The sequence below is a fragment of the Seohaeicola sp. genome (genome assembly GCF_048006315.1).
Lineage (GTDB): Bacteria > Pseudomonadota > Alphaproteobacteria > Rhodobacterales > Rhodobacteraceae > Seohaeicola.
Map to the genome: position 1 here is coordinate 733,731 of NZ_CP180350.1, position 22,712 is coordinate 756,442.

Genomic DNA, 22,712 nt, shown 5'->3' on the forward strand with positions numbered 1-22,712 from the left:
TCAGCATTAACCAATAGTTGCGATCCTTTACCCAGAAACACGGGCCATCGGTGCCCGTGAAAAGCTTGGCTTTGGGGAAAGCGCATGTTGTTCTGGACCAGCGGGGGAACGCCACCCACGGCACAGGGGCCTGTGCCGCGCGACGAAATGCTGCGCACGGTCACCAGACCTGCCGGCGCATCCGGCGCGCCGCGCACCCGCGTGCGGCCAGACCTTGCCCGTTATCTTGTCGACCGCAAACTGGTCAGCGTGGGGCAGATGCTTGGCGTCAGGGCGCAGATGCGCCGCGACTGCAGCAGCCTGTCCACCATCGCCCTGAACGAGGGCTGGCTGACGGCCGATGACCTGCTGCGCGCGCGCGCCGATTGCTTCAGCCTCAGGATTGTCGACCTTGCGGAACAACCGCCAGACCCGGCGCTGGCCCGCGCGCTTGATCCGGCGACCTGCCTGCGCCTGGGCCTGATGCCATGGCGCGAGACCGAGGATGGCACGCTGCTGATCGCGACCGCCCGCCCCGAGGATTTCGCCGATCAGGCGCCCGAACTGCCGGCCCCGTTTCACCGTGCCCGTCCGGTTCTGGTCGATCCCGCCGATCTCGAGGGGGCAATCGCGCGCCAATGGCGGGACGAGATGGCGCAAGCCGCCCTGACACGCGTGCCCGCCCATGAAAGCTGTCGCGGCTGGGCGGCGCCCTCGATCTGGCGCAAACTGGCGCTGGCAGGCGGCGCGCTGACCCTGCTGGCGCTGGTCTTGGCCTATCCGGTCGCGGTCTTCGCGGTGCTGGCGGGCTGGGCGGTGGCGACGCTGGGGGTGGCAGCCTTGCACCGGGGCGCGGCCGTCATGGCGTTTCTGACCGCCCGCTCCCCCGTACAGGCGGCGCAGGATCACCCCGCGCTGCCCGGTCCCGCGATGCAGGCCCGGTCGCTCACGCCGTTCCGCCGCCCGGTCGTCTCGATCCTCGTGCCGCTCTACCGCGAGCCCGAAGTCGCGGACATCCTGATCCAGCGGCTGGAAAAGCTGCGCTATCCAAGGGCCTTGCTGGATGTTCTTCTGATCCTCGAGGAAGATGACACCGTGACATCCTCGGCTTTGGCGCGGGTCACGCTGCCGCCCTGGATGCGCGTCATCCCGGTGCCGGACGGGCGCCCCCGCACGAAACCGCGCGCGATGAATTACGCACTGGATTTCGCGCGCGGTCAGATCATCGGGATCTACGACGCAGAAGATGCGCCCGATCCCGACCAGATCGACCAGGTCGTCGCCCGCTTTGCGACGGCCCCCCCCGATCTGGTCTGTCTGCAGGGGGTGCTTGATTACTACAACCCGCGCCAGAACTGGCTGGCGCGCTGCTTTACCATCGAATACGCGGCCTGGTTCCGGGTGATGATGCCGGGGATGCAGCGTCTGGGTTTTGCGATCCCGCTGGGGGGCACGACCCTGTTTTTTCGGCGCGACGCGCTGCAGGCCCTGGGCGGCTGGGACGCCCATAACGTGACCGAGGACGCGGATCTGGGGTTTCGGCTGGCCCGGCACGGTTTTCGCACCGAAATGATCGCCACCAGCACGGGCGAAGAGGCGAATTGCCACCCCCTGCCCTGGGTCAAGCAACGTTCGCGCTGGCTCAAGGGTTACATGGTCACCTATCTGGTGCATATGCGCGCGCCGCTGCTGTTGCTACGGCAACTGGGGCCCTGGCGATTCCTGGGATACCAGACCCATTTCATCACGGCGCTATCGCAATTCCTGCTGGCGCCGGTACTGTGGTCTTTCTGGCTTGTGCTGATGGGACTGCCGCATCCGCTGGACGGGCTGATCCCCGAGGGGCCGCTGATCGCGATGGCGCGGCTTTTCCTGCTGGTCGAGATCCTGACCATCGCAACCGGGCTTCTGGCGGTGTCAGGTCCGGCGCATCGGCACCTGCTGTTCTGGGTGCCGACGCTGCATTTCTATTTTCCGCTGGGGGTGCTGGCGGTCTACAAGGCGCTCTACGAGCTGATCTTCGCGCCCTTTTTCTGGGACAAGACCGCGCACGGCCATTCCCTGCTGAGCCGTCCCCGGCACGGCCTGCTGGCGCGGGCCTTCACTCGACGCTCTTGAGGGTCCCGCTGTCCAGCTTGAGCCGCGTGACGAACGCCTTGGAGATGTGATCCCTCAGCGCCTGGTAGGCGGCCATTTCATCGCGGTTCTCGATCGCGGTCACGATGGCGCTGTGTTCGGCCAGGGCCACTTCGCCGCGCCCCTCCGCCGCAAGCGAGGTGGTGGCCATCAGGGCCATCGACCGATGCACAAGATCAAGCTGCTGCACAAGGTAGCGGTTATGCGAGGCAAGGTGGATCTGTTTGTGAAACCGCCGGTTCGCGCGGGCCAGCCCCTTGGGATTGCCCAGAAGCGCCTGATCGGCCTCGACCATGTCGCGCAGCACCCGCGCCTCTTCGGCAGTGGCGTGACGGGCGGCAAGGCGCGCGGCCAGCCCCTCCAGTTCGGCGCGCACCACGTAAAGCTCGCTCAGCTGGTTGTGATCCAGTGAGGCCACGATCAGGCTGCGCCCGTCCCGCGTCAGCAGGGACTGCGTCTCCAGACGCTGCAAGGCTTCGCGGATGGGGGTGCGCGAGACGCCGAAGCGTTCGGCCAGTTCGCTTTCCACCAGACGGTCGCCGGGGCGGTAGATACCGGTGTCGATCGCTTCCAGGATCAGGGTATAGGCGTCTTTCTGCACCGGTTTGAGGTCCTTCATCGGTGGCGTCTCCTTGTTCATCGCGTCAGACTATCGCCGCCCCGCCCCATCAGGCAAGGCGCAACTGTTGCAGCCGCCCCGACTGCGCGATAGCGTCGCGCCATGGCAAAGCAGCATTTCACCCATGTGACCGGCTGGGTCTTCGACCTGGACAACACGCTCTACCCACCGCAGGCGCGCCTTTTCGACCAGATCGAGGTGCGCATGACCCAATTCGTGATGGATGCGCTGGGGGTGGACCGCGCCCGCGCCAACCATCTGCGCCGCCACTACTGGCACACCTATGGCACCACGCTGGCCGGGTTGATGCGCGAACATGACGTGGATCCGGGGCCATACCTGACCCATGTGCATGACATCTCGCTGGATCATCTCGAGGTGGATCACGATCTGGCCGCCCATATCCGCGCCCTGCCGGGTCGCAAGATCGTCTATACCAACGGCTGTGGGCCCTATGCGGAACGGGTGATCGCCGCGCGCGGCCTGTCGGGCCTGTTCGATGCGGTCTATGGCGTGGAACATGCCGGTTTCCTGCCCAAGCCCGAGGCGCAGGCCTTCCAGACCGTGTTCGCCGCCGACGGGCTGGACCCAAGGCAGGCCGCGATGTTCGAGGATGATCCGCGCAACCTGGCCGCCCCCCATGCCATGGGCATGCGCACCGTCCACGTGGCACCCGACCCGCATGAAGGCGATCACATCCACCATCATACCGACGATCTGACCGGTTTTCTGGCCCGGCTGATCTGAGGCCTGCGGCACCTCGCCGCGCTGCGGCAATACGCACCTTTGATCCCGCCGCCGCATTCCTATTTGAACAGGCGCGACCCGCGCGCCTATTCCGCAATGCCCAGAGACAGGACCCCATACATGAGCAAGATCGACCCCACCCTTGTTGCCGATGCCGACATCATCGTGGCGCAGGACACCCATGCCCAGAAGGAAGAGGGCACGAAAAGCCCCGACACCCTCATCCTGGTCATCACGCTTTTCGGTGCCATCCTGTGGGGTCTGTCCGTCGCGGCCTTCGGCATTCCGGGTCTTTACATCCCGGCCCTGGCGGCCGTGCCCGTGATCTGGACGATGTTGATCCTGATCACGCGGGGATGACGGAATGCCGCTTGGACCTTCGCGCCGACCCTTCTAGATAGGAGGGCAGGAGGCCAGATCATGCGGCAATTCGATTACGATATCCTGGTATCCGGCGGCGGTGTCGCCGGGCTTGCCGCTGCGGCGGTCTTTGGCAGCGCGGGTTTTTCCGTGCTCTGCGTCGATCCCGCGCCGCCCATCACCGCACGTGATGCGGAAGGGGCGGATCTGCGCACGACCGCCTTCCTGCAACCCGCGCAGGCCTTGCTGGATCGTGCAGGCCTCTGGACGCGGCTTGCGCCCCATGCGACCGACCTGCAGATCATGCGGATCGTGGACGCGGGCGGCCCCGAACCCGAACCGCGCCTGACCCGCGATTTCAACGCCACGGATATTTCCGACAAGCCCTTTGGCTGGAACCTGCCGAACTGGCTGCTGCGCCGCGAAATGGTGGCGCGCCTGGCCGAACTGCCCGGTGTCACCTTCCGCCCCGGCATCGGTGTCGCATCGGTCTTTACCCGCCAGGCAGAGGCCCGCGTGGGGCTGAGCGATGGAACAAGCGTCAGGGTGCGTCTTGTCATCGCGGCCGACGGGCGCCATTCGCCCGTGCGCGAAGCCGTCGGCGTGCCGGTCAAGACCACGCGCTACGGACAAAAGGCGCTGGCCTTCGCGGTGACCCACCCGATTCCGCATGACAATATCTCGACCGAGATCCACCGCTCGGGCGGGCCGTTCACGCTGGTGCCGCTGCCTGATTTCAACGGCATGCCCTCCTCGGCCGTGGTCTGGATGGAACAGGGACCCGAGGTGCAGCGCCTGGCCGCTCTGGAACAGGAGGCCTTCGAGGCCGAGATGAACACCCGCTCGTGCTATCTTTATGGGCCGCTGACGCTTGCCTCGCGCCGCACGGTCTGGCCGATCATCAGCCAGGTTGCGGAACGCATGTATGGCGAACGCGTGGCCCTTGTGGCCGAGGCCGCCCATGTGGTGCCGCCCATCGGGGCACAGGGCCTGAACATGAGCCTGGGCGACATGCGCGTTCTGCTGGACCTGGCCGAGGCCGCCCCCGACCGCCTGGGCGATGCAACCATGCTCGAGACATTTCACAAGCGCCGCCACACCGAGGTGCGCGCCCGCGTTGCCGGGATCGACCTGTTGAACCGCGCCTCGATGATGGCCTCGCAACCCCTGCGCGACCTGCGCGCCACGGGGCTGAACGCGATCTATTCGCTGGCACCGGTACGCCGCACGATGATGCAGATGGGTCTTGGCGCCAAAAGTTGACCCTGACGCCGACCGCCCCGTCGGATGCCTCCGGCGGGGATATTTTCAGCAAGAAGAAACCGGCCGCCTACAGAACCTTGTCGATCACAGCCTTCAGGCGCGCCAGCGTGGCGGGCACATCGTAAAGCTTGTCCAGCCCGAACAACCCGAGGCGGAAGGTGCGGAAGCCTGCAGGCTCGTCGCATTGCAGGGGCACACCCGCCGCTATCTGCATGCCCAAAGCCGCGAATTTCTTGCCGTTCTGGATATCGGGATCGTCGGTATAGCTGACGACGACGCCCGGCGCACCAAACCCGTCGGCAGCGACAGAGACCACGCCCTTGTCGGCCAGCATCTTGCGCACGCCATTGCCCAGGTCCCATTGCGCCTGACACAGCTTCTGGAAACCATAGTCACGGGTTTCCAGCATCGTGTCGCGAAACGCGCGCAGCGCATCGGTGGGCATGGTGGCATGATAGGCATGCCCGCCCCCCTCATAGGTCTGCATGATCGTGTACCATTTCTTGAGGTCCACCGCGAAACTGTCGCTGGCCGTATGCTCCAACCGGTCGATGGCGCGCTGCGACAGCATCACGAGACCCGCGGACGGTGACGCGGACCAGCCCTTTTGCGGGGCCGAGATCAGGAGATCGACGCCGGTCGCCTTCATGTCGACCCAGGCACAACCGCTGGCGATGCAATCTAGCACCATCAGCGCGCCCACCTCATGGGCCGCCGCCGCCAGCGCGGTGATATAGTCATCCGGCAGGATCAGCCCTGCGGATGTTTCCACATGGGGGGCAAAGACCACATCGGGCTTGGCCTCGCGGATGGCGGCCGTCACCTGTGCGATCGGTGCCGGGGCGAAAGGCGCGGTTTCGCCATTGCCGGTCTGGCGCGCCTTGAACACGGTTGTCTGCGCCGTAAACTGCCCCGCGTCGAAAATCTGGCTCCAACGATAGGAGAACCAGCCGTTGCGCACCACCAGCGCATGGGCGTCATGGGCGAACTGGCGCGCCACGGCCTCCATCGCGTAGGTCCCGCCACCGGGCACCAGCGCCACACCGTCGGCGTTGTAGACCTCTTTCAGCATGCCCGAGATGTCGCGCATCACCTGCTGGAAGCTTGCGCTCATGTGATTGAGCGAACGGTCGGTAAAGACGACCGAGAATTCCAGCAACCCGTCCGGGTCCACGGTGTTCAACAGGGCGGTCATATGTCTCTCCTCCTCGGGTTTTCCAAGGGTTAGCGCGGCGCAGCGCCAAAGGCAAAGCCCCTTTCGTCGCCGGGCTACAAAGGACCGGGGCGCCGCTCTTCCGACAGCAGCACATTTGCCTCTACATCGCCGACCCCTGGCAGGGTCATGACGCGCCGGCGCAGCACGCGCTCGAAATCGGAAATGTCCCGTGCGACCACCCGCAGGCGATAATCGTAAAGCCCCAGGATATGCTCGACCGTCTGCACCTCGGGGATGGCCGTCACGGCGCGTTCGAAATCCTCGAGGCTGACGCGTCCCTTGGTGGCCAGCTTCACCCCCAGAAAGACCGTGACGCCGAATCCCAGCTTTTCATGATCCAGCACCAGGCGACGCCCCTTGATCGCGCCCGCCTCCTGCAAGCGCTTGATGCGCCGCCATGCAGCCGGCTGCGACAGGCCCAGCCTGCGCCCCAGCGCGCCCGCGCTCAGTGTCGCATCGGCGGCAAGCGCCCGCAGGATGGCGCGGTCAGTCTCGTCCAGATCGGCCAGCAACAGCGCGCTCATACCGGCAGCACCTCATCCGACTTGATCCGCGCCACATGCATCAGGGCCTCGATATCGGCGATATGCGGGAGCGTCAGGATGCGCGTGCGGTAAAGCTGCTGATAATGCGCCATATCGCGCGCGATCACCGACAGGCGCAGGTCGACGCGGCCCAGAAAGGTCTGGATCTCAAGCACCTCGGGAATGTCCCGCGCGCTTGCCAGAAAGTCATCGAAAGCCCGCGTCACCGTCTTGTCCAGCGTGATGCGCAGACTGACCTCGACCGCATAGCCAAGCGCCTGCCAGTCGATCACCGCCTGTTGCCCCTTGAGGATGCCGCGCGCGGCCAGGCGTTCCAGCCGCCGCCAGCAGGTGGCCTGCGTCACCCCTGCCCGTTCGGCCAGTTCAGCCGTGCCCAGTTCCGGATCGGCCTGAAAATGGCGCAGGATGCGGCGGTCAGTGTCATCAAGCATGATTTATGCACCAATTTGATTTATGCGAATGATATTTCACCATTTATCCAAATACGCAAAAAAAACGAAAACACAATGAGGAAAGGATCGCTATTGTCGCGACCAGAGCAAGACTCGCCCGATCAACATGAAAGGATCTTTCCATGCGCGTTTATTATGACCGCGATTGCGACATCAACCTGATCAAGGACAAGAAAGTGGCCATCCTGGGCTACGGCAGCCAGGGCCATGCCCACGCGCTGAACCTGCGCGATTCCGGCGCCAAGAACCTTGTCGTCGCCCTGCGCGAAGGCTCCCCCTCGGCCAAGAAAGCCGAAGGCGAAGGCCTCAAGGTCATGGGCATCGCCGAAGCGGCCGCATGGGCCGACCTGATCATGTTCACCATGCCCGACGAACTGCAGGCCGCAACCTACAAGCAGTATGTGCATGACAACATCCGCGAAGGTGCAGCGATTGCCTTTGCCCACGGCCTGAACGTGCATTTCGGCCTGATCGAGCCGAAGCCCGGCGTCGACGTGATCATGATGGCCCCCAAGGGCCCCGGCCACACCGTGCGCGGCGAATACACCAAGGGCGGCGGCGTGCCCTGCCTGGTGGCGGTTCACAATGACGCATCGGGCAAGGCGCTGGAAATCGGCCTGTCCTATTGCTCGGCCATCGGTGGCGGCCGCTCCGGCATCATCGAGACCAACTTCCGCGAGGAATGCGAAACCGACCTGTTCGGCGAACAGGCCGTGCTGTGCGGTGGCCTTGTCGAACTGATCCGCATGGGCTTCGAGACCCTGGTGGAAGCCGGTTACGCGCCCGAGATGGCCTATTTCGAGTGTCTGCACGAGGTCAAGCTGATCGTCGACCTGATCTATGAAGGCGGCATCGCGAACATGAACTACTCGATCTCGAACACCGCCGAATATGGCGAATATGTCAGCGGTCCGCGCATCCTGCCCTATGACGAGACCAAGGCAAAGATGAAGGCGGTTCTGACCGACATCCAGAACGGCAAGTTCGTGCGTGACTTCATGCTGGAAAACGCCGTGGGCCAGCCGTCCTTCAAGGCGACACGCCGCCTTAACGACGAGCACCAGATCGAAAAGGTCGGCGAGCAGCTGCGCGCCATGATGCCCTGGATCTCGGCTGGCAAGATGGTCGACAAGTCCAAGAACTGATCCTCGCGCAGAGAGTCAATTTCACGGCGCAAGCCGCTGAAATCAGGGGCGTTCCGCTACGGGGCGCCCCTTTTTCATGGGGCTTGTGGACATTGCCCATCCGGCGTGGTTAGTGCCGCCTCATGGCACAACAACCCACCGCTGCGAACTGGGCCTCGATCGGGCTTCTGGGCCTTGTCTGGGGCGGCACCTTCATGGTGGTCGCCGTCGCCCTGCGCGATTACGGCCCGCTGACGGTCGCCTGCGCGCGCACCACGCTGGGGGCGCTGGCCCTGATGCTGCTGATGCGGGTGATGGGGCGGCGATGGCCGACGGGGGATCTGCGTCTTTGGGGCTATCTTGCGGCGATCGGCGTGCTGTCGACCGCGTTGCCGTTCTTCCTGCTCAGCTGGGGCCAGCAGCATGTCCCATCGGCCTTCGCGGGCATTTCGATGGCGGCGCTGCCGCTGTTCGTTCTGCCGCTGGCCCATGTCTTTGCGGATGAGCCGCTGACGCTGCGGCGCACGGCGGGGGTTGTGCTGGGGTTCATCGGCGCGGCCGTGCTGATCGGGCCGGGTGTCTTTGCCATCGGCGGCGACATGGCGGCGCTGGGGCAGTTGGCCTGCGTGGGGGCGGCGCTGTCCTATGCGGTGGCGGCGATCCTGACGCGGCGCTGCCCCCCCATCGATCCGGTGGCCCTGTCCACGATCACGCTGGTCGTGGGGGCGGTGGTGCTGATCCCCGCCATGCTGGCGGTCGAGGGCGTGCCGGGCTGGGCGGGTCAGACAAGCGGGTTGGCGATCCTGTTCCTGGGGCTGATGCCCACGGCGCTGGCGGCGCTGCTGCGGGTGCAGGTGATCCGCTCGGCGGGGCCTGTCTTCATGACGCTGGTCAATTACCAGGTGCCGCTGTGGTCCATGGCCTTTGGCGCGCTGATCCTGTCCGAGGCGCTGCCGTTGCGCTTCTTCGTGGCGCTGGGGCTGATCCTGACGGGTCTGGCGCTCAGCCAGTGGGGCGCGCTGATGCGGCTGTTCGGGCGCGACTGAGGGGCACCCTAGTACCAGCCCAGCTTGACCGTGACCTTTTCCAGCACCGCCCCATTCTGGCCGATGGCCTTCACATCGGCGCGGTAATCGTTGCCCCGCCCGCCGGAACAGGGAGGCAGATAACCATCCGACGCATATTGCCCGGTGCTGCGCGCTTTCGCGATCAGGCGGATACCGCCCTGAAACCGGTCCGTCATGCCGGGAACAGAAGGCAGGTCAGCCGAACTGCCCTTGACCGGAAAGCCGATGATCCCATGACCACCCTTGCTGGACAGCGGCGCATAACTTTTGTCGTTATATTCGACCACGACCATCGCGGTTCCTGCTGGCAGCCCCGTGATGCGCATCGGCGGGGTCGCGCCCTTGCCGCCCTGCAAACTGCAATTCTGCCCCTTGGGTATGCGCTTGCCATCCCAATGTGCCCCAAGTGCAATCTGCATCTCGGCCAGAGCAGCGCCACCAGAAAAGGCAAGAACGAGCACGGATGCGATGATTTTTCTCATGAGGCAAACCTTTCAATCATTAAACGGGTACGAACCGTCGCAGCCTAAAGGCGGAAAAACCCGCAAGGCAAGACTTGTCTGGCCTAGATCGCGGCCTTGACCTCGGCCACGATGCCTTCGACCACCTGCACCAGCAGCGCGTCATCCTCGCATTCGGCCATCACGCGTACCAAGGGTTCGGTGCCCGATTTGCGGATCAGAAGGCGTCCCTTGCCGATCAGCGCGGCCTCGGCGGCGGCGATGGCCTTTTGCACGGATGCCGCCTCAAGCGGGGCCTGGCCCTCGGCATAGCGGACATTCTGCAAAAGCTGGGGGACCTTTTCGAAGCTTCCGGTCAGGCTTGAGGCGGGTTGGCCGGTGCGCACCATCTCGGCCAGGAACTGCAGCCCCGCCATCAGCCCGTCACCCGTGGTGGCGTAATCGGTCATCACGATATGGCCCGATTGTTCGCCGCCCAGGTTGAAGCCACCCGCGCGCATCCGTTCCACCACGTAGCGGTCACCCACGCCCGTCCGTTCCAGACGCAGACCGCGCGCCTGCAGGAAACGCTCCAGTCCGAGGTTCGACATCACGGTCGCCACCAGCGCATTGCCTTTCAGACGTCCCTCATCAGCCCATCGTGCCGCCAGAAGCGCCATGATCTGATCGCCATCCGCCACATGGCCTTTCTCGTCGATCAGGATCACGCGGTCGGCGTCGCCGTCCAGGCAGATGCCCAGATCGGCCCCATGGGCCACCACGGTTTCCGCCGCCACACGCGGCTTGGTCGATCCGCAATCAAGGTTGATGTTGCGCCCGTCAGGGTTCACGCCCACGGGGATCACATCCGCGCCCAATTCCCACAAAACCTCGGGGGCAGCGCGGTAGGCGGCACCGTTGGCGCAATCGATCACCACCTTGATCCCGTCAAGACGCATCCCGGCCGGAAAGGTGGATTTCACCCGTTCGACATAGCGGAAGCGGCCATCGTCGATCCGCTTGGCGCGACCGATGTTCTGCGCCTTCGCCGGTTCGACGCCTGTCTCGATCAGATGCTCGATCTCGGCCTCGACCTCATCGGACAGCTTGAAACCGTCGGGTCCGAAGAACTTGATCCCGTTGTCCGAGGCCGGGTTGTGGCTGGCCGAGATCATCACCCCCAGATCGGCGCGCATGGATGTGGTCAGCAGGCCCACCGCCGGCGTCGGCACCGGCCCAAGCAGCAGCACGTTCATGCCTGTCGATGTCAGGCCCGCGGTCAGCGCGTTCTCGAACATGTAGCCCGACAGACGCGTGTCCTTGCCGATCACCACCCGGTGCACGGTGCTGCCGCCATCGCGGCGGAAGTAGCGGCCCACGGCGGCGCCGATCCGCAGCGCCATTTCGGCGGTCATCGGATGGATATTCGCGGTGCCGCGCACCCCGTCGGTTCCGAACAGCTTACGCATCATCACTGGTTCCTCTTGTTGCAGCCTGCCACAGTGTCAGGGCCGAGCGCGTGGCGAACACATCGTGCACCCTGAGGACTTGCACGCCTTGCGCGGCGGCGGCAAGGGCCACGGCGACCGAGCCATGCACACGGTCCGCCACCGCGGGGGCCTGCCCCAGGGTGGCGATGAATTTCTTGCGCGACGCCCCCAGCAGGATCGGACAGCCCAATGCGTGAAACAGGCCTATGCGGGCCATGAGGGCAAGGTTATGTGCTTGGGTCTTGCCGAAACCGATACCGGGATCGGCGATGATGCGGGCGCGCGGGATGCCCTGCGCCTCAAGCGCCGCGATACGGGTTTCAAGGAAGTCATAGACATCCAGCAGCACATCGTCATAGCGCGGATTGTCCTGCATGGTCTGGGGATCGCCCTGCGCATGCATCACGCAGACAGGCAGGTCTTGCGCCGCGCAATAGCCCGCGAGGTCCTGATCGAAGGTAAAGCCCGACACGTCATTGACCAGATCGGCCCCTGCGCCCACAGCCGCGCGCGCCACGGCGGTCTTGCGCGTGTCGATCGAGATGGGCAGCGCCAGGCCCGCCGCGCGCAGGGCAGCGATGACGGGCGCGGTGCGGTCGATTTCATCTGCGGGGCTGACCGCCAGCGCGCCGGGGCGGGTCGATTCGCCGCCGACGTCGATGATATCGGCCCCCTCTTCCTGCATCGCGCGGGCATGGGCCAGCGCGGCTTCGGGCGCGTTGTGCCGCCCGCCATCGGTAAAACTGTCGGGCGTGACGTTCAGGATGCCCATGATGTTGACGCGCCCCATGTCGAGACCCGCGATGGGCGGGCGCGGCGCGGTCAGCCTGTCCAGCACATCGGCGGGGGCGTCCCGCGCCGGGATCACCCGTGGTGCGGCGTTGCGTGACAGGATTTCGACTCGGTCGAACATCAGCGCCCCGCCCGCCAGCGGCAAGGCATCGTGGGGGCGTTCCGGCCCTGTCAGGACAAGGGGGCGAACATGGGTCTTCATGACAGCGTGAATGGGCGATTGCAGGCCCGTTGGCAAGCGCCCTTAAAGGTCGGGTTGATCGGCGCCCAGCGTCCGGATCGGCAGATCCGCGGTTTTTGGCGGCGTATCGCCGATCACCACGATATCTGCGGCCTGCATGTGCCGGGCGAACCACAGCACCAGCGCCAGCGCATCGCGCGGCTGCGCCGAGGGGCCATCGACGGCATCCAGCACGATCTTGGAGGGTGCCCAGACGCTGATCTGGCCCTGCCGCATGGACCAGTCCAGTTCGGTGCGCGAATTCACCACGACGCAGCGCGGATCGCGCGCGGCCAGTACCCAGGCGTTCTGTTCGATCGCCAGCAGGTCGATGCGGCGTTGCGCCAGCGGATGGTCCGCCTGCGGTGCCTCGGCATCGGGGGCGCCCACGCAGAGGATGGTGGGGCGATGCCCCGCTTCAAGCTGATCGATCCAGCCTTTCAGGTGCGGCGAGGCGATGGCCGCGTTCGACAGAAAGATCACCTCGGGATGGGGGCGGTCATCGACGGGGCGCAGGGGCTGGGTGGTGGCGGTGGCAGGCCGGGCGCGCATGATCTCGACCCCCAGCGCGCCGGGGCCGCGATCCAGTTTCTCGATCCGCACGAAGACACGCCGCGCCTGAGGCTCCAGCAGGATGCGGTCGGCAACGCGTTGCGCCAGGGTTTCCAGAAGGTTCAGACGCTCCGCGCCAAGCTCATGGGCGATGGCTTCGGTCACCTTGTCATAAGACAGGATGCGGTCGACATCATCGTCAAGATGACCCTGGGGCTCGACCTCGACCACGACGTTGAAGCAGATGCGCTGCGTCGTGCCGCGCTCGGCCTGGAAGGCGCCGATTTCGACGGTCACCACATGGTCACGCAGGGAAATACGGTCCAGCATCTCGGGGCCGGCGGTGCCCTCGGCACGTTCGGACGGATGCCCGAAGGCCCATTTGATTTCGCTGCTCATGGTCGTTCCCCCTGCCTTGCGCGCGCACAGTAGCGCGCCATGTCACGGCTGCAAGGCTTCCTGCGGCACAGCAGGGTCCGGAAACGGCGCGATCAGTTCTGCGCGGTTTCCAGCGGGTGACGATAGAAATGGTGCACGCCGATGGTGGCGGTGCGGGGGAATTTGCGCGACCAGTTCGGTCTGACGGCGGTGGTGTGATAATGGGTCGCCCCTTCGGTCAGGGCCCGAGGCGCGCCGCTGGCCATGACGCTGGCCACCTTGGCCGAGATATCGAAGGCCGCCTTTTCGTTGATCACATCCGGGATACCGTCGCAGGTATAGGTGAACTGGCACTGGTATTTGCGGCCGGTGCCCTGATGGATCACACCGCAGATCGTATCGGGATAGAGCGCGCTGTCGACCCGGTTCAGGATGACTTCGGCCACCGCGAACTGACCGCGCAGGGTTTCGCCGCGCGCCTCGAAATACAGCGCCTCTGACAGGCAGCGCATCTCGGCATCCGCCAGCTTGGGGCGCGGCAACTGGTTCAGCCAGTCGCGGCTATAGCTGAGCTGACCCGGTGCAGGGGTCGACTTTTGCAGGAAACCATCCAGCTGAGAGGCCGAAATCCTGTTCAAACCGCGACGTTCTTCCTTGAGAACGTCGTGAATGGGCGTCTCGCCCACCGCGGGAAGGGCCACGAGAGTGGCCAGCGCAATGGCAGCAAAAAGGCGCATTTTCGTCATCTCCTTGTCAGAATGTGCGGGGAGCAGACCCCATGCCATCCTGCAAAATCAGACGTGTCTGTAGCGAAAAAGTGCCGGGTCGTCCACCCAAGGACGATTCGAGGGGCAAACAGGCGGTATGCCGCTCAAAAGCGCAAGGGCGATTTTTGCATCGGACCCATGCATTTTTGGCAAATATGGTAGATGGGGCGGTGCCCCCTACCCTTTCTTGTCCTTCACTGCCAATTGCGCCGCGGCCAGTCTTGCGACGGGTACGCGGAAGGGTGAGCACGACACATAGTTGAATCCGGCATCCCTGCAGAAGGCGATTGATTCGGGGCTGCCGCCATGTTCGCCGCAGATCGACAGGACAAGGTTGGGGCTGCTGGTGCGCCCTCTCTTCGCCGCAATCTGCAACAACTCGCCCACCCCGTCCTGATCCAGCGTGTGGAACGGATCCTCGGGGAAAACGCCCTGCTGCACATAGGTCGACATGAACCGCCCCGCATCGTCGCGCGACAGCCCATAGGTCATCTGCGTCAGGTCGTTGGTCCCGAAGCTGAGGAACGAGGTATATGGCGCGATTTCGCCAGCCCTGAGGGCGGCGCGCGGCGTCTCGACCATGACCCCCAGACGATAGGTGAAACTCACGCCCGATTCGTTGCGCACGGCGGCGGCCACCGCATCCACGCGGGTCTTGACCAGCTCCACCTCGCGCTTGGCCGAAACCAGCGGGATCATGATCTCGGGGACGACCGGATCGCCGTCACGGCTGGCCAGAATCGTCGCCTCGAAAATGGCGCGGGCCTGCATGTCATAGATCTCGGGCACGGTGATGCCCAGGCGGACACCCCGCATCCCCAGCATGGGGTTGTATTCGGCCAGCGCCTCGCAACGGCGCGTCACATCGGACAACGGCAGGTCCAGCGCCTCGGCCAGTTCGCGATGGCCCGCACGGTCATGGGGCAGGAATTCGTGCAAGGGCGGATCGAACAGGCGGATGCAGACGGGCTGCCCCTGCATGATGCGGAAAAGTTCTGCAAAATCTGCGCGTTGCATCGGCAGCAGACGGTCCAGAGCGGCGCGGCGATCCTTGCTGGCATCGGCAAAGATCATCTCGCGCATCACGGTCAGGCGGTCGGCCTCGAAGAACATGTGTTCGGTCCGGCACAGGCCGATCCCCTGCGCCTTGAAGTTGCGGGCCGTCTGGGCATCGGCGGGCGTGTCGGCATTGGCCCGCACCCCGATGTCGCGCACATCGTCGGCCCATTGCATCAGGGTCTGGAAGGCATCGTCCTGCGTCGCCTCCAGCATGGCAGGTTCGCCCGCCAGAACATCACCATGAGTCCCGTCGATCGTCAGGATATCGCCCGCGCGGAATTCGCGCCCGTCCGGTGCGGTCAGGGCGTTCTTGCGCAGGTTGAACTTGATGTCGTTGGCGCCCACCACGCAGGGCAGGCCCAGGCCGCGCCCGATCACGGCGGCATGGCTGGTCATGCCGCCCCTTTCGGTCAGGACGGCGACGGCGGCATGCATGCCGCGAATATCCTCGGGGCTGGTTTCGCGGCGCACGAGGATGCAGGCCTCGCCCCTTGCGGCGCTTGCCTGGGCCTCGGCTGCGGTAAAGACCAGACGCCCGCTGGCGGCACCCGGACTGGCCGCGATGCCGCGCGCCAGACGGTCGCGCGGGGCGCTGGGGTCGATCTGGCGGTGCAGCAGTTCATTCAGCGCGCGCGGTTCGATCCTGAGCAGCGCCTCATCACGGGTGATGATCTGCTCATCGGCAAGGGCAACCGCGATCCGGACAGCGGCGCGCGCGCTGCGCTGTACCCGGACCCCGTCAAGGATATGGACACGGCCATTCTCGATGGTGAATTCGGCCTGCATCTCTTCACGCAGACGCTGGCGCATCAGTGCGGTATGCGCCTTGAGCGCTTCAAAGGCCTCAGGCGCCAACTCCTCCAGCGAGGGACCGCGGCTGTCGCGCTCCAGATAGACGGCATTGGTGCCACGTTGCAGCGCATCGCGCCCCTGGCTTTGCGACAGGTAACGCCCGGTGATCTGTTTGTGCCCGGTCTGGGAATTGACCAGTTGGATCACGCCTGATCCGCATTCCCCCTGCCCCAGCCCCAGCGCCATGGCCTGCACGACCAGCCCCAGCCCCGCATCGGCGGGCGCGCCCTTGGCCTGACGCAGCAGGCGCGCGGTTGTCCCGCTCCAGGCGCGCGCCATGGAGCGCAGCACTTCGGCCAGTTGCACGGCGGGATCCTGGGGAAAGGCCTCTTCGGTTTCGTCCTCATAGGCGCGCAGCACCTCGGCCAGACCCTCGGGGCCGTCCAGCGTCACATCGTCGAACATGTCCGGGTCCAGCCGGGCCACATGCAATGCATAGGATTGCACGAAGCGCAGATAGATGGCGGCGGCGGCCTCCTCGCCAAGCTCGGCACTGAGATCGGCATAGACCTTGTCGTTCATGCCGATGTTCAGCACCGCGCCGGGACCGCCCCAATCCGGGTCCTCGGACGAGGGGCGAACGCAGAGAAGCGGCGTGTCGCCAAACGCATCCAGCAGGCCGCGCATGTCCGGCATCTCGCCGGCCGCGATCCGCTGCACGGCGCCAAAGCTGAGCGCGACGGTCACGGGAACCGGAAGGTCCAGCCGGGCAAGGCGTTGCAGGCATTTCGCCCGCCCGCCATGGGTGGCGGTGCTGATCGGGGCGATGGGCGTGATCAGGGTAATATCAGGGTCGTTATGCTGCACTGCGGCGCCTTTCGTATTCAGATGCAGAATACGCCCGATGCGCCCCAACGCAAGCGCAGCGTTGGGGAAGTGTCAGAAAAAATTGACAGCACTGTCAATCAGCCGTCCAGCCGTGTCAGGTCGGCCACCGAGATGCAGATCGTGCGGATGCGGGACAGCAGGTTCAGGCGGTTACGCCGGATCACGGGGTTGTCTGTATTGACCTGCACGGCCTCGAAAAAGGCGTCGATGGGGGCGCGCAACCCGGCCATGGCGGTCATGGCGGCGGCGAAATCCTCCGCCTTCATCGCGGGGGTGATGGTGGATTCGGCTTGGTCAAGGGCGTCGAACAGCGCGCGTTCGGCGTCAGTGTCCGCGAATTTGATGTCCGCGCCATAGGAATATTCGACGCCATCCTTTTCTTCGGCTTGGCTAAGGATGTTGGCGGCGCGCTTGAAGCCTTGCAGCAGGTTTTCCCCGTCATCGGTCTTGAGGAAGGCAGCCAGCGCCTCGGCGCGTTTGACCAGCAGGGTCAGGTCGTCGTTACCGGGCATCTGGAGGCAGGCGTCGATGACGTCGTGGCGGATGCCCTGATCCTTGAGGTAGACCTTGAGGCGGTCATGGAAGAAGGACAGGAGGTCGGCCTCTGCTTCACCTACTTTAGAAAGCCCTACAAAACGAGACTTGGCGTCGTTTAGACCTTCTAGAAGATTTGAAGCTGCCATTGACCTAGAAAGTAGCTCTGAAAGTCCTTCCTCAGGATTTGTCGACTTACTTTGTAGTTCCAACAAAAATTTTGCAGCTGAATCCAAATTAGAAATGGAGGCAATCTCATCATTGCTTAGCGCTGAAACGTCAAACCTTCTAACCGCTTGGGCAAATAGTCGAGCGGTTGAATGCTCAAGAATTTTAATAATCTGCATCCGCACCTCATTCCCCAGCACCAACCGGATCACGCCCAAAGCCGCCCGCCGCAACGCGTAGGGGTCTTTGCTGCCCGTGGGTTTCTCGTCGATGGCCCAGAAACCCGTGAGCGTGTCGATCTTGTCGGCCAGCGCGACGGCGACCGAGACGGGGTGCGTGGGCACCGCGTCGGATGGGCCCAGCGGCTTGTAATGCATCTCGCAAGCCTCTGGCACGCCGTCGTCATGGCCGGCGGCGGCGGCATAATAGCGGCCCATAAGCCCTTGAAGTTCCGGGAATTCACCCACCATTTCGGATTGCAGATCGGCCTTTGCGACGCGCGCGGCCTCAGCGGCCAGATCGGGCTTGGCCCCCACAAGCGGTGCGATCTCGCGGGCCAGCGCCGCGATCCGGGTGACGCGGTCGGCCTGGCTGCCCAGCTTGTTGTGGAAGGTGACGGAAGACAGGCCCGCGGCCATGCCTTCCAGCCCCACGTTCTTGACGGTGCGCAGGTCGTTTTCCCAGAAGAAACGCGCGTCCGACAGGCGGGCCGACAGCACCTTCTGGTTGCCCGCAAGGATCGTCGCGCCGTGATCGCGGGTCTCGATATTGGCAACCGTGATGAAACGCTCGATCCGGCCCGTCTTGGGATTGCGGACGGAAAAGAACTTCTGGTGCTCCTTCATCGAGGTTTGCAGCACCTCGGGGGGCAGGCCAAGAAACGCCTCATCAATCGCGCCCATCAGCACGACGGGCCATTCGACAAGGCCCGCCACCTCGGCCAGAAGGCCTGCATCCTCGACCACCTCAAGCCCGTTGGCGAAAGCCTGGCTTGTCGCTTCGGCCCAGATCGCATCGGCGCGCTCGGCCGGATCAAGGATCACGCGGTTCTGCTTGAGCTTGGCGGCGTAGTCTTCAAACGAGGCAACGGCAAAGCGCCCCTTGCCCATGAAGCGGTGGCCCTCGGTGGTGTTGCCGGCGGTGATGCCCTCCACGGACATCGGCACCACTTCGGCCCCGGCCTCGGTGGTCAGGATGCACAGGATGGATTGCAGCGGACGCACCCAGCGCAGGCTGCCCGTCCCCCAGCGCATCGACTTGGGCCATGGGAAATTGCGGACCGCCCCTTCCAGCACCTCGGCCACGATCTCGGACGCCGGGCGACCCGGCTTTTCAATGACGGCAAAGAAGACACGCGCCTTGCCGGCGTCGCGTTCTTCCAACTGGTCGCGGGTCAAGCCAGCACCGCGCAGGAAACCTTCGATCGCCTGTTCGGGCGCATCCACGCGGGGGCCCTTGCGTTCCTCGCGCAGGGTGGGCGAGTTGGCCAGCACCCCTTCGATGGCCAGCGTCAGGCGGCGCGGCGTGGAAAAGGCGGCCGCGCCCGCATAGGTGAGGCCCGCCTCGACCAGGCCGTTGGTCACAAGTTTCTTCAGGTCATCCGCCGCCCGCGCCTGCATGCGCGCCGGGATTTCCTCGGAGAAGAGTTCAATCAGAAGATCGGGCATGAATCGGTTTCCTTGGCGCGGAGATCAGTTTTCCTGCGGGGGCGCGGGACAATCGGCGGGGGCGGGCTGGCCGTCAAAGACCACTTCGCCGCAGCGATTGATCTGTTGCCAGACATAGCCGCGCCCGTCTTTGGTGACCGCCACGATGCGGTCGATGCCGTAGCGGATGTTCTCGGTGCCCATGAAGGCCAGCGCGGTGCCCGCCTCCAGTGCCGCACCAAGCTCGCGGGCGTCGAAGCATTCGAACCACTTGGGCGCCACGAGGGGCACGGCGCCCGCATAGGGCTGATAGGTCGCGGCCATCTGGTCAAGTGACAGGTCGGTGCGGAAGCAGGCGCGATAACGGATCGGGCTGCTGTCGGAATCGATCGCCTGAAACGCGGCATGAGGCAGTGCTTCGGACTGGCCCGTGGCCAGGGCCACGATCTGCACGTCATCGGGACCGCTTGCCGTGATCTCGTCGTAAAAGCCGTAGACCTGAAGGTAATACATCGCCGCGCCGCCAACCAGCGCGGCCGAGAGGATCAGAACTGCGAGAAACTTGCCCATTACGCGGCCCACCCGCCGGCGTCGGTCTGCACGAAGGCATCCGCGCATTGCTTGGCCAGCGCACGCACCCGCCCGATATAGGCCTGCCGTTCGGTGACGGAGATCACGCCGCGTGCGTCCAGAAGGTTGAACAGGTGGCTGGCCTTGATGCACTGATCATAGGCCGGATGCGCCATGATGATGCGTTTTCCGGTCTTTGGGTCCTCGGCCGGCAGCGCCAGAAGGCGGGCGCATTCTGCCTCGGCATCCTCGAAGTGGCGCAAGAGCATCTCGGTCGTGGCGGCATCGAAATTGTGGCGGCTGTATTCCTCTTCGGTCTGGCGGAAGACATCGCCATAGCTCAGCCGGATCGGCGCATCGGGGTCGTTATAGGGCATGTCCATCACGTGGTTCACGCCCAGCACATACATCGCAAGACGTTCCAGCCCGTAGGTCAGCTCGCCCGACACCGGATGGCAATCATGCCCGCCGACCTGCTGGAAATAGGTGAACTGGCTGACTTCCATCCCGTCGCACCACACTTCCCAGCCCAGGCCCCAGGCACCCAGGGTCGGGCTTTCCCAGTCATCCTCGACAAAGCGGATATCATGCAGCGCCATGTCGATGCCGATCGCCTCGAGGCTGCCAAGATAGAGCGCCTGCAGATCGGGGGGGCTGGGCTTGATCAGCACCTGGTACTGGTAATAGTGCTGCAAACGGTTCGGGTTCTCGCCATAGCGGCCGTCGGTCGGGCGACGCGAGGGCTGTACATAGGCGGCGGCCCAGGCTTTCGTGCCGAGGCTGCGCAATGTCGTGGCGGGGTGAAAGGTGCCCGCGCCCACTTCCATGTCATAAGGCTGCATCACGGCGCAGCCCTTGGAGGCCCAATAGGCCTGAAGCCTCAGGATGATTTCCTGGAAACTGCGCGGCGTGCCGCCTGTCCCTGCCATGCTCATGCGTCCAACGCTCCTGATCGGTTGCCCCGGCGCCCTGCCCGTCCGATTTTCAGGCGGCAGATCGCGCGCTCTACCTATTGCCCGCGCCGGATGGGGTCAATTGCGCGATCACGCATTATTCGGATGCATGCCGGTCGGGATTTGTTAAAACGGGGCCGTTGAGACCCGAATGGGACAAATTGATACAGGCAGGGGCGTTGGATTTTCATGTTGAGACAGGTTTTCGCGGTCGTTTTCGTTGTTCTTTCACTGGTGCGCGGTGCCTGGGCGCAGGAAGAGGTGGTCTGGGTCCAGATCGAAGCCCGCCCCACCCTTGCCGAAGCGCAGGAACGGGCGCGCAGCTATGCCGCAAGACTGCCTGACGTGAACGGCTTTGTCCTGCCCAGTGGGTGGTATGCCCTCGCGCTGGGGCCCTATTCGCGCGGCGATGCCGACCAGGTGCTGCGCGTCTACCGCGCCGAGGGCACGATCCCGAATGACAGTTTCATCGCCTTCACAAGCAGTTTCCGGCAGCAGTTCTGGCCAGTGGGCGCGAACCTGCTGAGCCTGCCGCAGCCGACCACGCCACCTGAAGCCGCGGCGGCGCAGGAGCCGGCGATACAGCCCGTGGTCACCGATCAGGCCGGCATCCCGCAGCCGCCCCTGCCCGACGAGTCCCCCAACGAGGCACGCGCCAGCGAGGGGCAGTTGTCAGCCGCCGAACGCGAGGCGCTGCAGGTCGCACTGAAATGGGCCGGTTTCTATGACGGCGCGATTGACGGCGCCTTCGGGCGCGGCACACGCGCCTCCATGTCCGCATGGCAGGCCGCCAACAATTTCCAGCCCACGGGCGTTCTGACCACGCTGCAGCGCCAGACGCTGCTGGGCCAATACAATGCCGTGCTGGCCGGGCTGGACCTGCAGACCGTGCGCGACGAAACCGCGGGCATCGAGATGGTCCTGCCGCTGGGGGCCGTCAGCTTCGACCGTATCGAGCCGCCTTTCGTGCATTACGAGGCCAGCGGCGATATCGACGCGCGCATTCTGCTGATCAGCCAGGAAGGCGACCGCGCCACGATGTTCGGCCTTTACGACATCATGCAGACGCTGCGGATCGTACCCACCGAGGGACCGCGCGAACGGCGCGAGGACGGGTTCGTCCTGATCGGCCAGGGCGGCGATTTCGTGTCGCACACCGAAGTGACGCTGAGAAACGGCCGGATCAAGGGTTTCACGCTGGTCTGGCCCGCCGGTGACGAGGATCGGCGGCTGAGGCTGCTGGGCGAGATGCAGAAAAGCTTTACCCGGATCGACGGGGTGCTGGATGTCATCGCCGACGCCCCCGGCGCGCAACGCATCGATCTTGTGGCCGGGCTGGAAATCCGCAAGCCGCGCCTGACCCGGTCGGGTTTCTATGTCGATGGGCAGGGCACCGTCGTGACCGCGACCGATGCGGTTGCGGGTTGCGGGCGGATCACGCTGGACAATGACACCGAGGCCAGCGTTCTGGGGCAGGATGACGCCCTGGGGATCGCCGTGCTGCGGCCCGATCTGCCCTTGGCCCCGATGGCGACGGCGGCGTTTCAGACCGTCACGCCACGGCTGCAATCCGAAGTGTCGGTTGCGGGTTTTTCCTACGGCGGCATCCTCAGCGCACCGACACTGACCTTCGGCCGGCTGGCCGATGTGCAGGGGCTGAACGGCGAGGAGAACCTCAAGCGTCTTGAGATGGAATCGCTGCCCGGCGATGTCGGCGGCCCCGTACTGGACGCCAGCGGCGCGGTCGTGGGCATGCTGAGCGCGCCGGTCGTGGCAGGACGGCAATTGCCGCCCAGCGTCAGCTTCAGCGTGGATGCCAGCGCGATCCGCAGCCTGCTGGACAGCCTTGGCGTGGCCTCGTCGCTGTCGGACGCAACCAGTGCGCTGCATCCCGTTGACCTGACGCGTCAGGCAAGTGCGATGACCGTTCTTGTCGGCTGCTGGGACTGATCCGG

General features: G+C 64.9%; 20 protein-coding genes. 7 read left to right on the forward strand and 13 right to left on the reverse strand.

What is annotated here, in order from left to right; genetic code table 11:
• Positions 1–84: 84 nt before the first annotated feature.
• Positions 85–2,097 carry a glycosyltransferase family 2 protein gene (locus ACMUJL_RS03665; protein ID WP_416914128.1) on the forward strand — a complete coding sequence of 671 codons (2,013 nt, stop codon included), beginning with the start codon at positions 85–87 and terminating at the stop codon, positions 2,095–2,097.
• Here the strand turns inward: ACMUJL_RS03665 and ACMUJL_RS03670 are convergent.
• A complete protein-coding gene (locus ACMUJL_RS03670) occupies positions 2,081–2,734 on the reverse strand; it encodes a GntR family transcriptional regulator (RefSeq protein ID WP_068290677.1) in 654 nt (217 codons plus the stop codon). The two genes, ACMUJL_RS03665 and ACMUJL_RS03670, sit on opposite strands and share 17 nt — an antisense overlap.
• A 102-nt stretch (positions 2,735–2,836) precedes the next feature.
• On the opposite strand from ACMUJL_RS03670, the gene ACMUJL_RS03675 reads away from it, so the two are divergent.
• From ACMUJL_RS03675 to ACMUJL_RS03685, 3 genes are all read left to right on the forward strand, one after another.
• Positions 2,837–3,481, forward strand: a complete 645-nt coding sequence (locus tag ACMUJL_RS03675) for a pyrimidine 5'-nucleotidase (protein ID WP_068290678.1) — start codon at positions 2,837–2,839, stop codon at positions 3,479–3,481.
• Between the two features lie 120 nt (positions 3,482–3,601).
• Entirely contained in the window at positions 3,602–3,841 is a 240-nt protein-coding gene (locus tag ACMUJL_RS03680; RefSeq protein WP_375570363.1) for a hypothetical protein, read from the forward strand.
• Between the two features lie 60 nt (positions 3,842–3,901).
• Positions 3,902–5,104 (forward strand): UbiH/UbiF family hydroxylase, encoded by a 1,203-nt coding sequence (locus ACMUJL_RS03685; RefSeq protein WP_068290682.1) that lies wholly within the window; start codon positions 3,902–3,904, stop codon positions 5,102–5,104.
• A gap of 67 nt (positions 5,105–5,171) precedes the next feature.
• Here the strand turns inward: ACMUJL_RS03685 and ACMUJL_RS03690 are convergent, their stop codons facing one another.
• The 3 genes from ACMUJL_RS03690 to ACMUJL_RS03700 form a co-directional block, all read right to left on the reverse strand.
• Positions 5,172–6,299 carry an aminotransferase class V-fold PLP-dependent enzyme gene (locus ACMUJL_RS03690; protein ID WP_375570361.1) on the reverse strand — a complete coding sequence of 376 codons (1,128 nt, stop codon included), beginning with the start codon at positions 6,297–6,299 and terminating at the stop codon, positions 5,172–5,174.
• 74 nt (positions 6,300–6,373) lie between these two features.
• Positions 6,374–6,829, reverse strand: a complete 456-nt coding sequence (locus ACMUJL_RS03695; RefSeq protein WP_375574022.1) for an Lrp/AsnC family transcriptional regulator — start codon at positions 6,827–6,829, stop codon at positions 6,374–6,376.
• Between the two features lie 11 nt (positions 6,830–6,840).
• The gene (locus ACMUJL_RS03700) at positions 6,841–7,296 is read right to left on the reverse strand and encodes an Lrp/AsnC family transcriptional regulator (protein WP_068290685.1); all 456 of its coding nucleotides are present in this window, start codon (positions 7,294–7,296) and stop codon (positions 6,841–6,843) included.
• Positions 7,297–7,439: 143 nt separating this feature from the next.
• On the opposite strand from ACMUJL_RS03700, the gene ilvC reads away from it, so the two are divergent.
• Together ilvC and ACMUJL_RS03710 are read left to right on the forward strand one after the other, a co-directional pair.
• A complete protein-coding gene (gene ilvC, locus ACMUJL_RS03705) occupies positions 7,440–8,462 on the forward strand; it encodes a ketol-acid reductoisomerase (RefSeq protein ID WP_068290687.1) in 1,023 nt (340 codons plus the stop codon).
• Between the two features lie 122 nt (positions 8,463–8,584).
• Entirely contained in the window at positions 8,585–9,487 is a 903-nt protein-coding gene (locus ACMUJL_RS03710; RefSeq protein ID WP_416914129.1) for a DMT family transporter, read from the forward strand.
• An 8-nt stretch (positions 9,488–9,495) separates the two neighbouring features.
• Here ACMUJL_RS03710 and ACMUJL_RS03715 read toward each other — a convergent pair whose 3' ends face one another.
• The 9 genes from ACMUJL_RS03715 to ACMUJL_RS03755 form a co-directional block, all read right to left on the reverse strand.
• Positions 9,496–9,990, reverse strand: a complete 495-nt coding sequence (locus ACMUJL_RS03715; RefSeq protein ID WP_375570358.1) for a hypothetical protein — start codon at positions 9,988–9,990, stop codon at positions 9,496–9,498.
• Between the two features lie 83 nt (positions 9,991–10,073).
• The gene (gene glmM / locus ACMUJL_RS03720) at positions 10,074–11,417 is read right to left on the reverse strand and encodes a phosphoglucosamine mutase (protein WP_375574020.1); all 1,344 of its coding nucleotides are present in this window, start codon (positions 11,415–11,417) and stop codon (positions 10,074–10,076) included.
• Positions 11,410–12,432, reverse strand: a complete 1,023-nt coding sequence (gene folP / locus ACMUJL_RS03725; RefSeq protein ID WP_375570356.1) for a dihydropteroate synthase — start codon at positions 12,430–12,432, stop codon at positions 11,410–11,412. The genes glmM and folP overlap by 8 nt, the downstream gene beginning before the upstream one ends.
• A 42-nt stretch (positions 12,433–12,474) precedes the next feature.
• A complete protein-coding gene (locus ACMUJL_RS03730; RefSeq protein ID WP_068290697.1) occupies positions 12,475–13,401 on the reverse strand; it encodes a dihydroneopterin aldolase in 927 nt (308 codons plus the stop codon).
• Positions 13,402–13,493: 92 nt separating this feature from the next.
• Positions 13,494–14,117 carry a cell wall hydrolase gene (locus ACMUJL_RS03735; RefSeq protein ID WP_082896296.1) on the reverse strand — a complete coding sequence of 208 codons (624 nt, stop codon included), beginning with the start codon at positions 14,115–14,117 and terminating at the stop codon, positions 13,494–13,496.
• Positions 14,118–14,324: 207 nt separating this feature from the next.
• Positions 14,325–16,865, reverse strand: coding sequence for a pyruvate, phosphate dikinase (gene ppdK / locus ACMUJL_RS03740; RefSeq protein ID WP_375570353.1), 2,541 nt, complete (start codon positions 16,863–16,865; stop codon positions 14,325–14,327).
• A 98-nt stretch (positions 16,866–16,963) separates the two neighbouring features.
• Positions 16,964–19,255 carry a glycine--tRNA ligase subunit beta gene (glyS, locus tag ACMUJL_RS03745; RefSeq protein ID WP_375570351.1) on the reverse strand — a complete coding sequence of 764 codons (2,292 nt, stop codon included), beginning with the start codon at positions 19,253–19,255 and terminating at the stop codon, positions 16,964–16,966.
• Positions 19,256–19,279: 24 nt separating this feature from the next.
• Positions 19,280–19,804, reverse strand: a complete 525-nt coding sequence (locus ACMUJL_RS03750) for a DUF6446 family protein (RefSeq protein ID WP_375570349.1) — start codon at positions 19,802–19,804, stop codon at positions 19,280–19,282.
• The gene (locus ACMUJL_RS03755) at positions 19,804–20,733 is read right to left on the reverse strand and encodes a glycine--tRNA ligase subunit alpha (RefSeq protein WP_068290774.1); all 930 of its coding nucleotides are present in this window, start codon (positions 20,731–20,733) and stop codon (positions 19,804–19,806) included. Before ACMUJL_RS03755 ends, ACMUJL_RS03750 begins: the two co-directional genes overlap by 1 nt.
• Positions 20,734–20,946: 213 nt before the next feature.
• Between ACMUJL_RS03755 and ACMUJL_RS03760 the strand changes: the two genes are divergently transcribed.
• Positions 20,947–22,707, forward strand: a complete 1,761-nt coding sequence (locus ACMUJL_RS03760; RefSeq protein ID WP_416914130.1) for a serine protease — start codon at positions 20,947–20,949, stop codon at positions 22,705–22,707.
• The last annotated feature ends 5 nt before the right edge of the window (positions 22,708–22,712 follow it).

Excerpts from the sequence above, each read along its gene's own strand:
- ACMUJL_RS03685 (WP_068290682.1), top strand. The coding sequence starts at position 3,902 with ATGCGGCAATTCGATTACGATATCCTGGTATCCGGCGGCGGTGTCGCC.
- glyS (WP_375570351.1), bottom strand. The coding sequence starts at position 19,255 with ATGCCCGATCTTCTGATTGAACTCTTCTCCGAGGAAATCCCGGCGCGC.
- ACMUJL_RS03730 (WP_068290697.1), bottom strand. The coding sequence starts at position 13,401 with ATGAGCAGCGAAATCAAATGGGCCTTCGGGCATCCGTCCGAACGTGCC.
- ACMUJL_RS03680 (WP_375570363.1), top strand. The coding sequence starts at position 3,602 with ATGAGCAAGATCGACCCCACCCTTGTTGCCGATGCCGACATCATCGTG.
- ACMUJL_RS03715 (WP_375570358.1), bottom strand. The coding sequence starts at position 9,990 with ATGAGAAAAATCATCGCATCCGTGCTCGTTCTTGCCTTTTCTGGTGGC.
- ACMUJL_RS03690 (WP_375570361.1), bottom strand. The coding sequence starts at position 6,299 with ATGACCGCCCTGTTGAACACCGTGGACCCGGACGGGTTGCTGGAATTC.
- folP (WP_375570356.1), bottom strand. The coding sequence starts at position 12,432 with ATGAAGACCCATGTTCGCCCCCTTGTCCTGACAGGGCCGGAACGCCCC.
- ACMUJL_RS03750 (WP_375570349.1), bottom strand. The coding sequence starts at position 19,804 with ATGGGCAAGTTTCTCGCAGTTCTGATCCTCTCGGCCGCGCTGGTTGGC.
- ilvC (WP_068290687.1), top strand. The coding sequence starts at position 7,440 with ATGCGCGTTTATTATGACCGCGATTGCGACATCAACCTGATCAAGGAC.
- ACMUJL_RS03760 (WP_416914130.1), top strand. The coding sequence starts at position 20,947 with ATGTTGAGACAGGTTTTCGCGGTCGTTTTCGTTGTTCTTTCACTGGTG.
- ACMUJL_RS03670 (WP_068290677.1), bottom strand. The coding sequence starts at position 2,734 with ATGAAGGACCTCAAACCGGTGCAGAAAGACGCCTATACCCTGATCCTG.
- glmM (WP_375574020.1), bottom strand. The coding sequence starts at position 11,417 with ATGCGTAAGCTGTTCGGAACCGACGGGGTGCGCGGCACCGCGAATATC.
- ACMUJL_RS03665 (WP_416914128.1), top strand. The coding sequence starts at position 85 with ATGTTGTTCTGGACCAGCGGGGGAACGCCACCCACGGCACAGGGGCCT.
- ACMUJL_RS03675 (WP_068290678.1), top strand. The coding sequence starts at position 2,837 with ATGGCAAAGCAGCATTTCACCCATGTGACCGGCTGGGTCTTCGACCTG.
- ACMUJL_RS03710 (WP_416914129.1), top strand. The coding sequence starts at position 8,585 with ATGGCACAACAACCCACCGCTGCGAACTGGGCCTCGATCGGGCTTCTG.
- ACMUJL_RS03755 (WP_068290774.1), bottom strand. The coding sequence starts at position 20,733 with ATGGCAGGGACAGGCGGCACGCCGCGCAGTTTCCAGGAAATCATCCTG.
- ACMUJL_RS03700 (WP_068290685.1), bottom strand. The coding sequence starts at position 7,296 with ATGCTTGATGACACTGACCGCCGCATCCTGCGCCATTTTCAGGCCGAT.
- ACMUJL_RS03735 (WP_082896296.1), bottom strand. The coding sequence starts at position 14,117 with ATGCGCCTTTTTGCTGCCATTGCGCTGGCCACTCTCGTGGCCCTTCCC.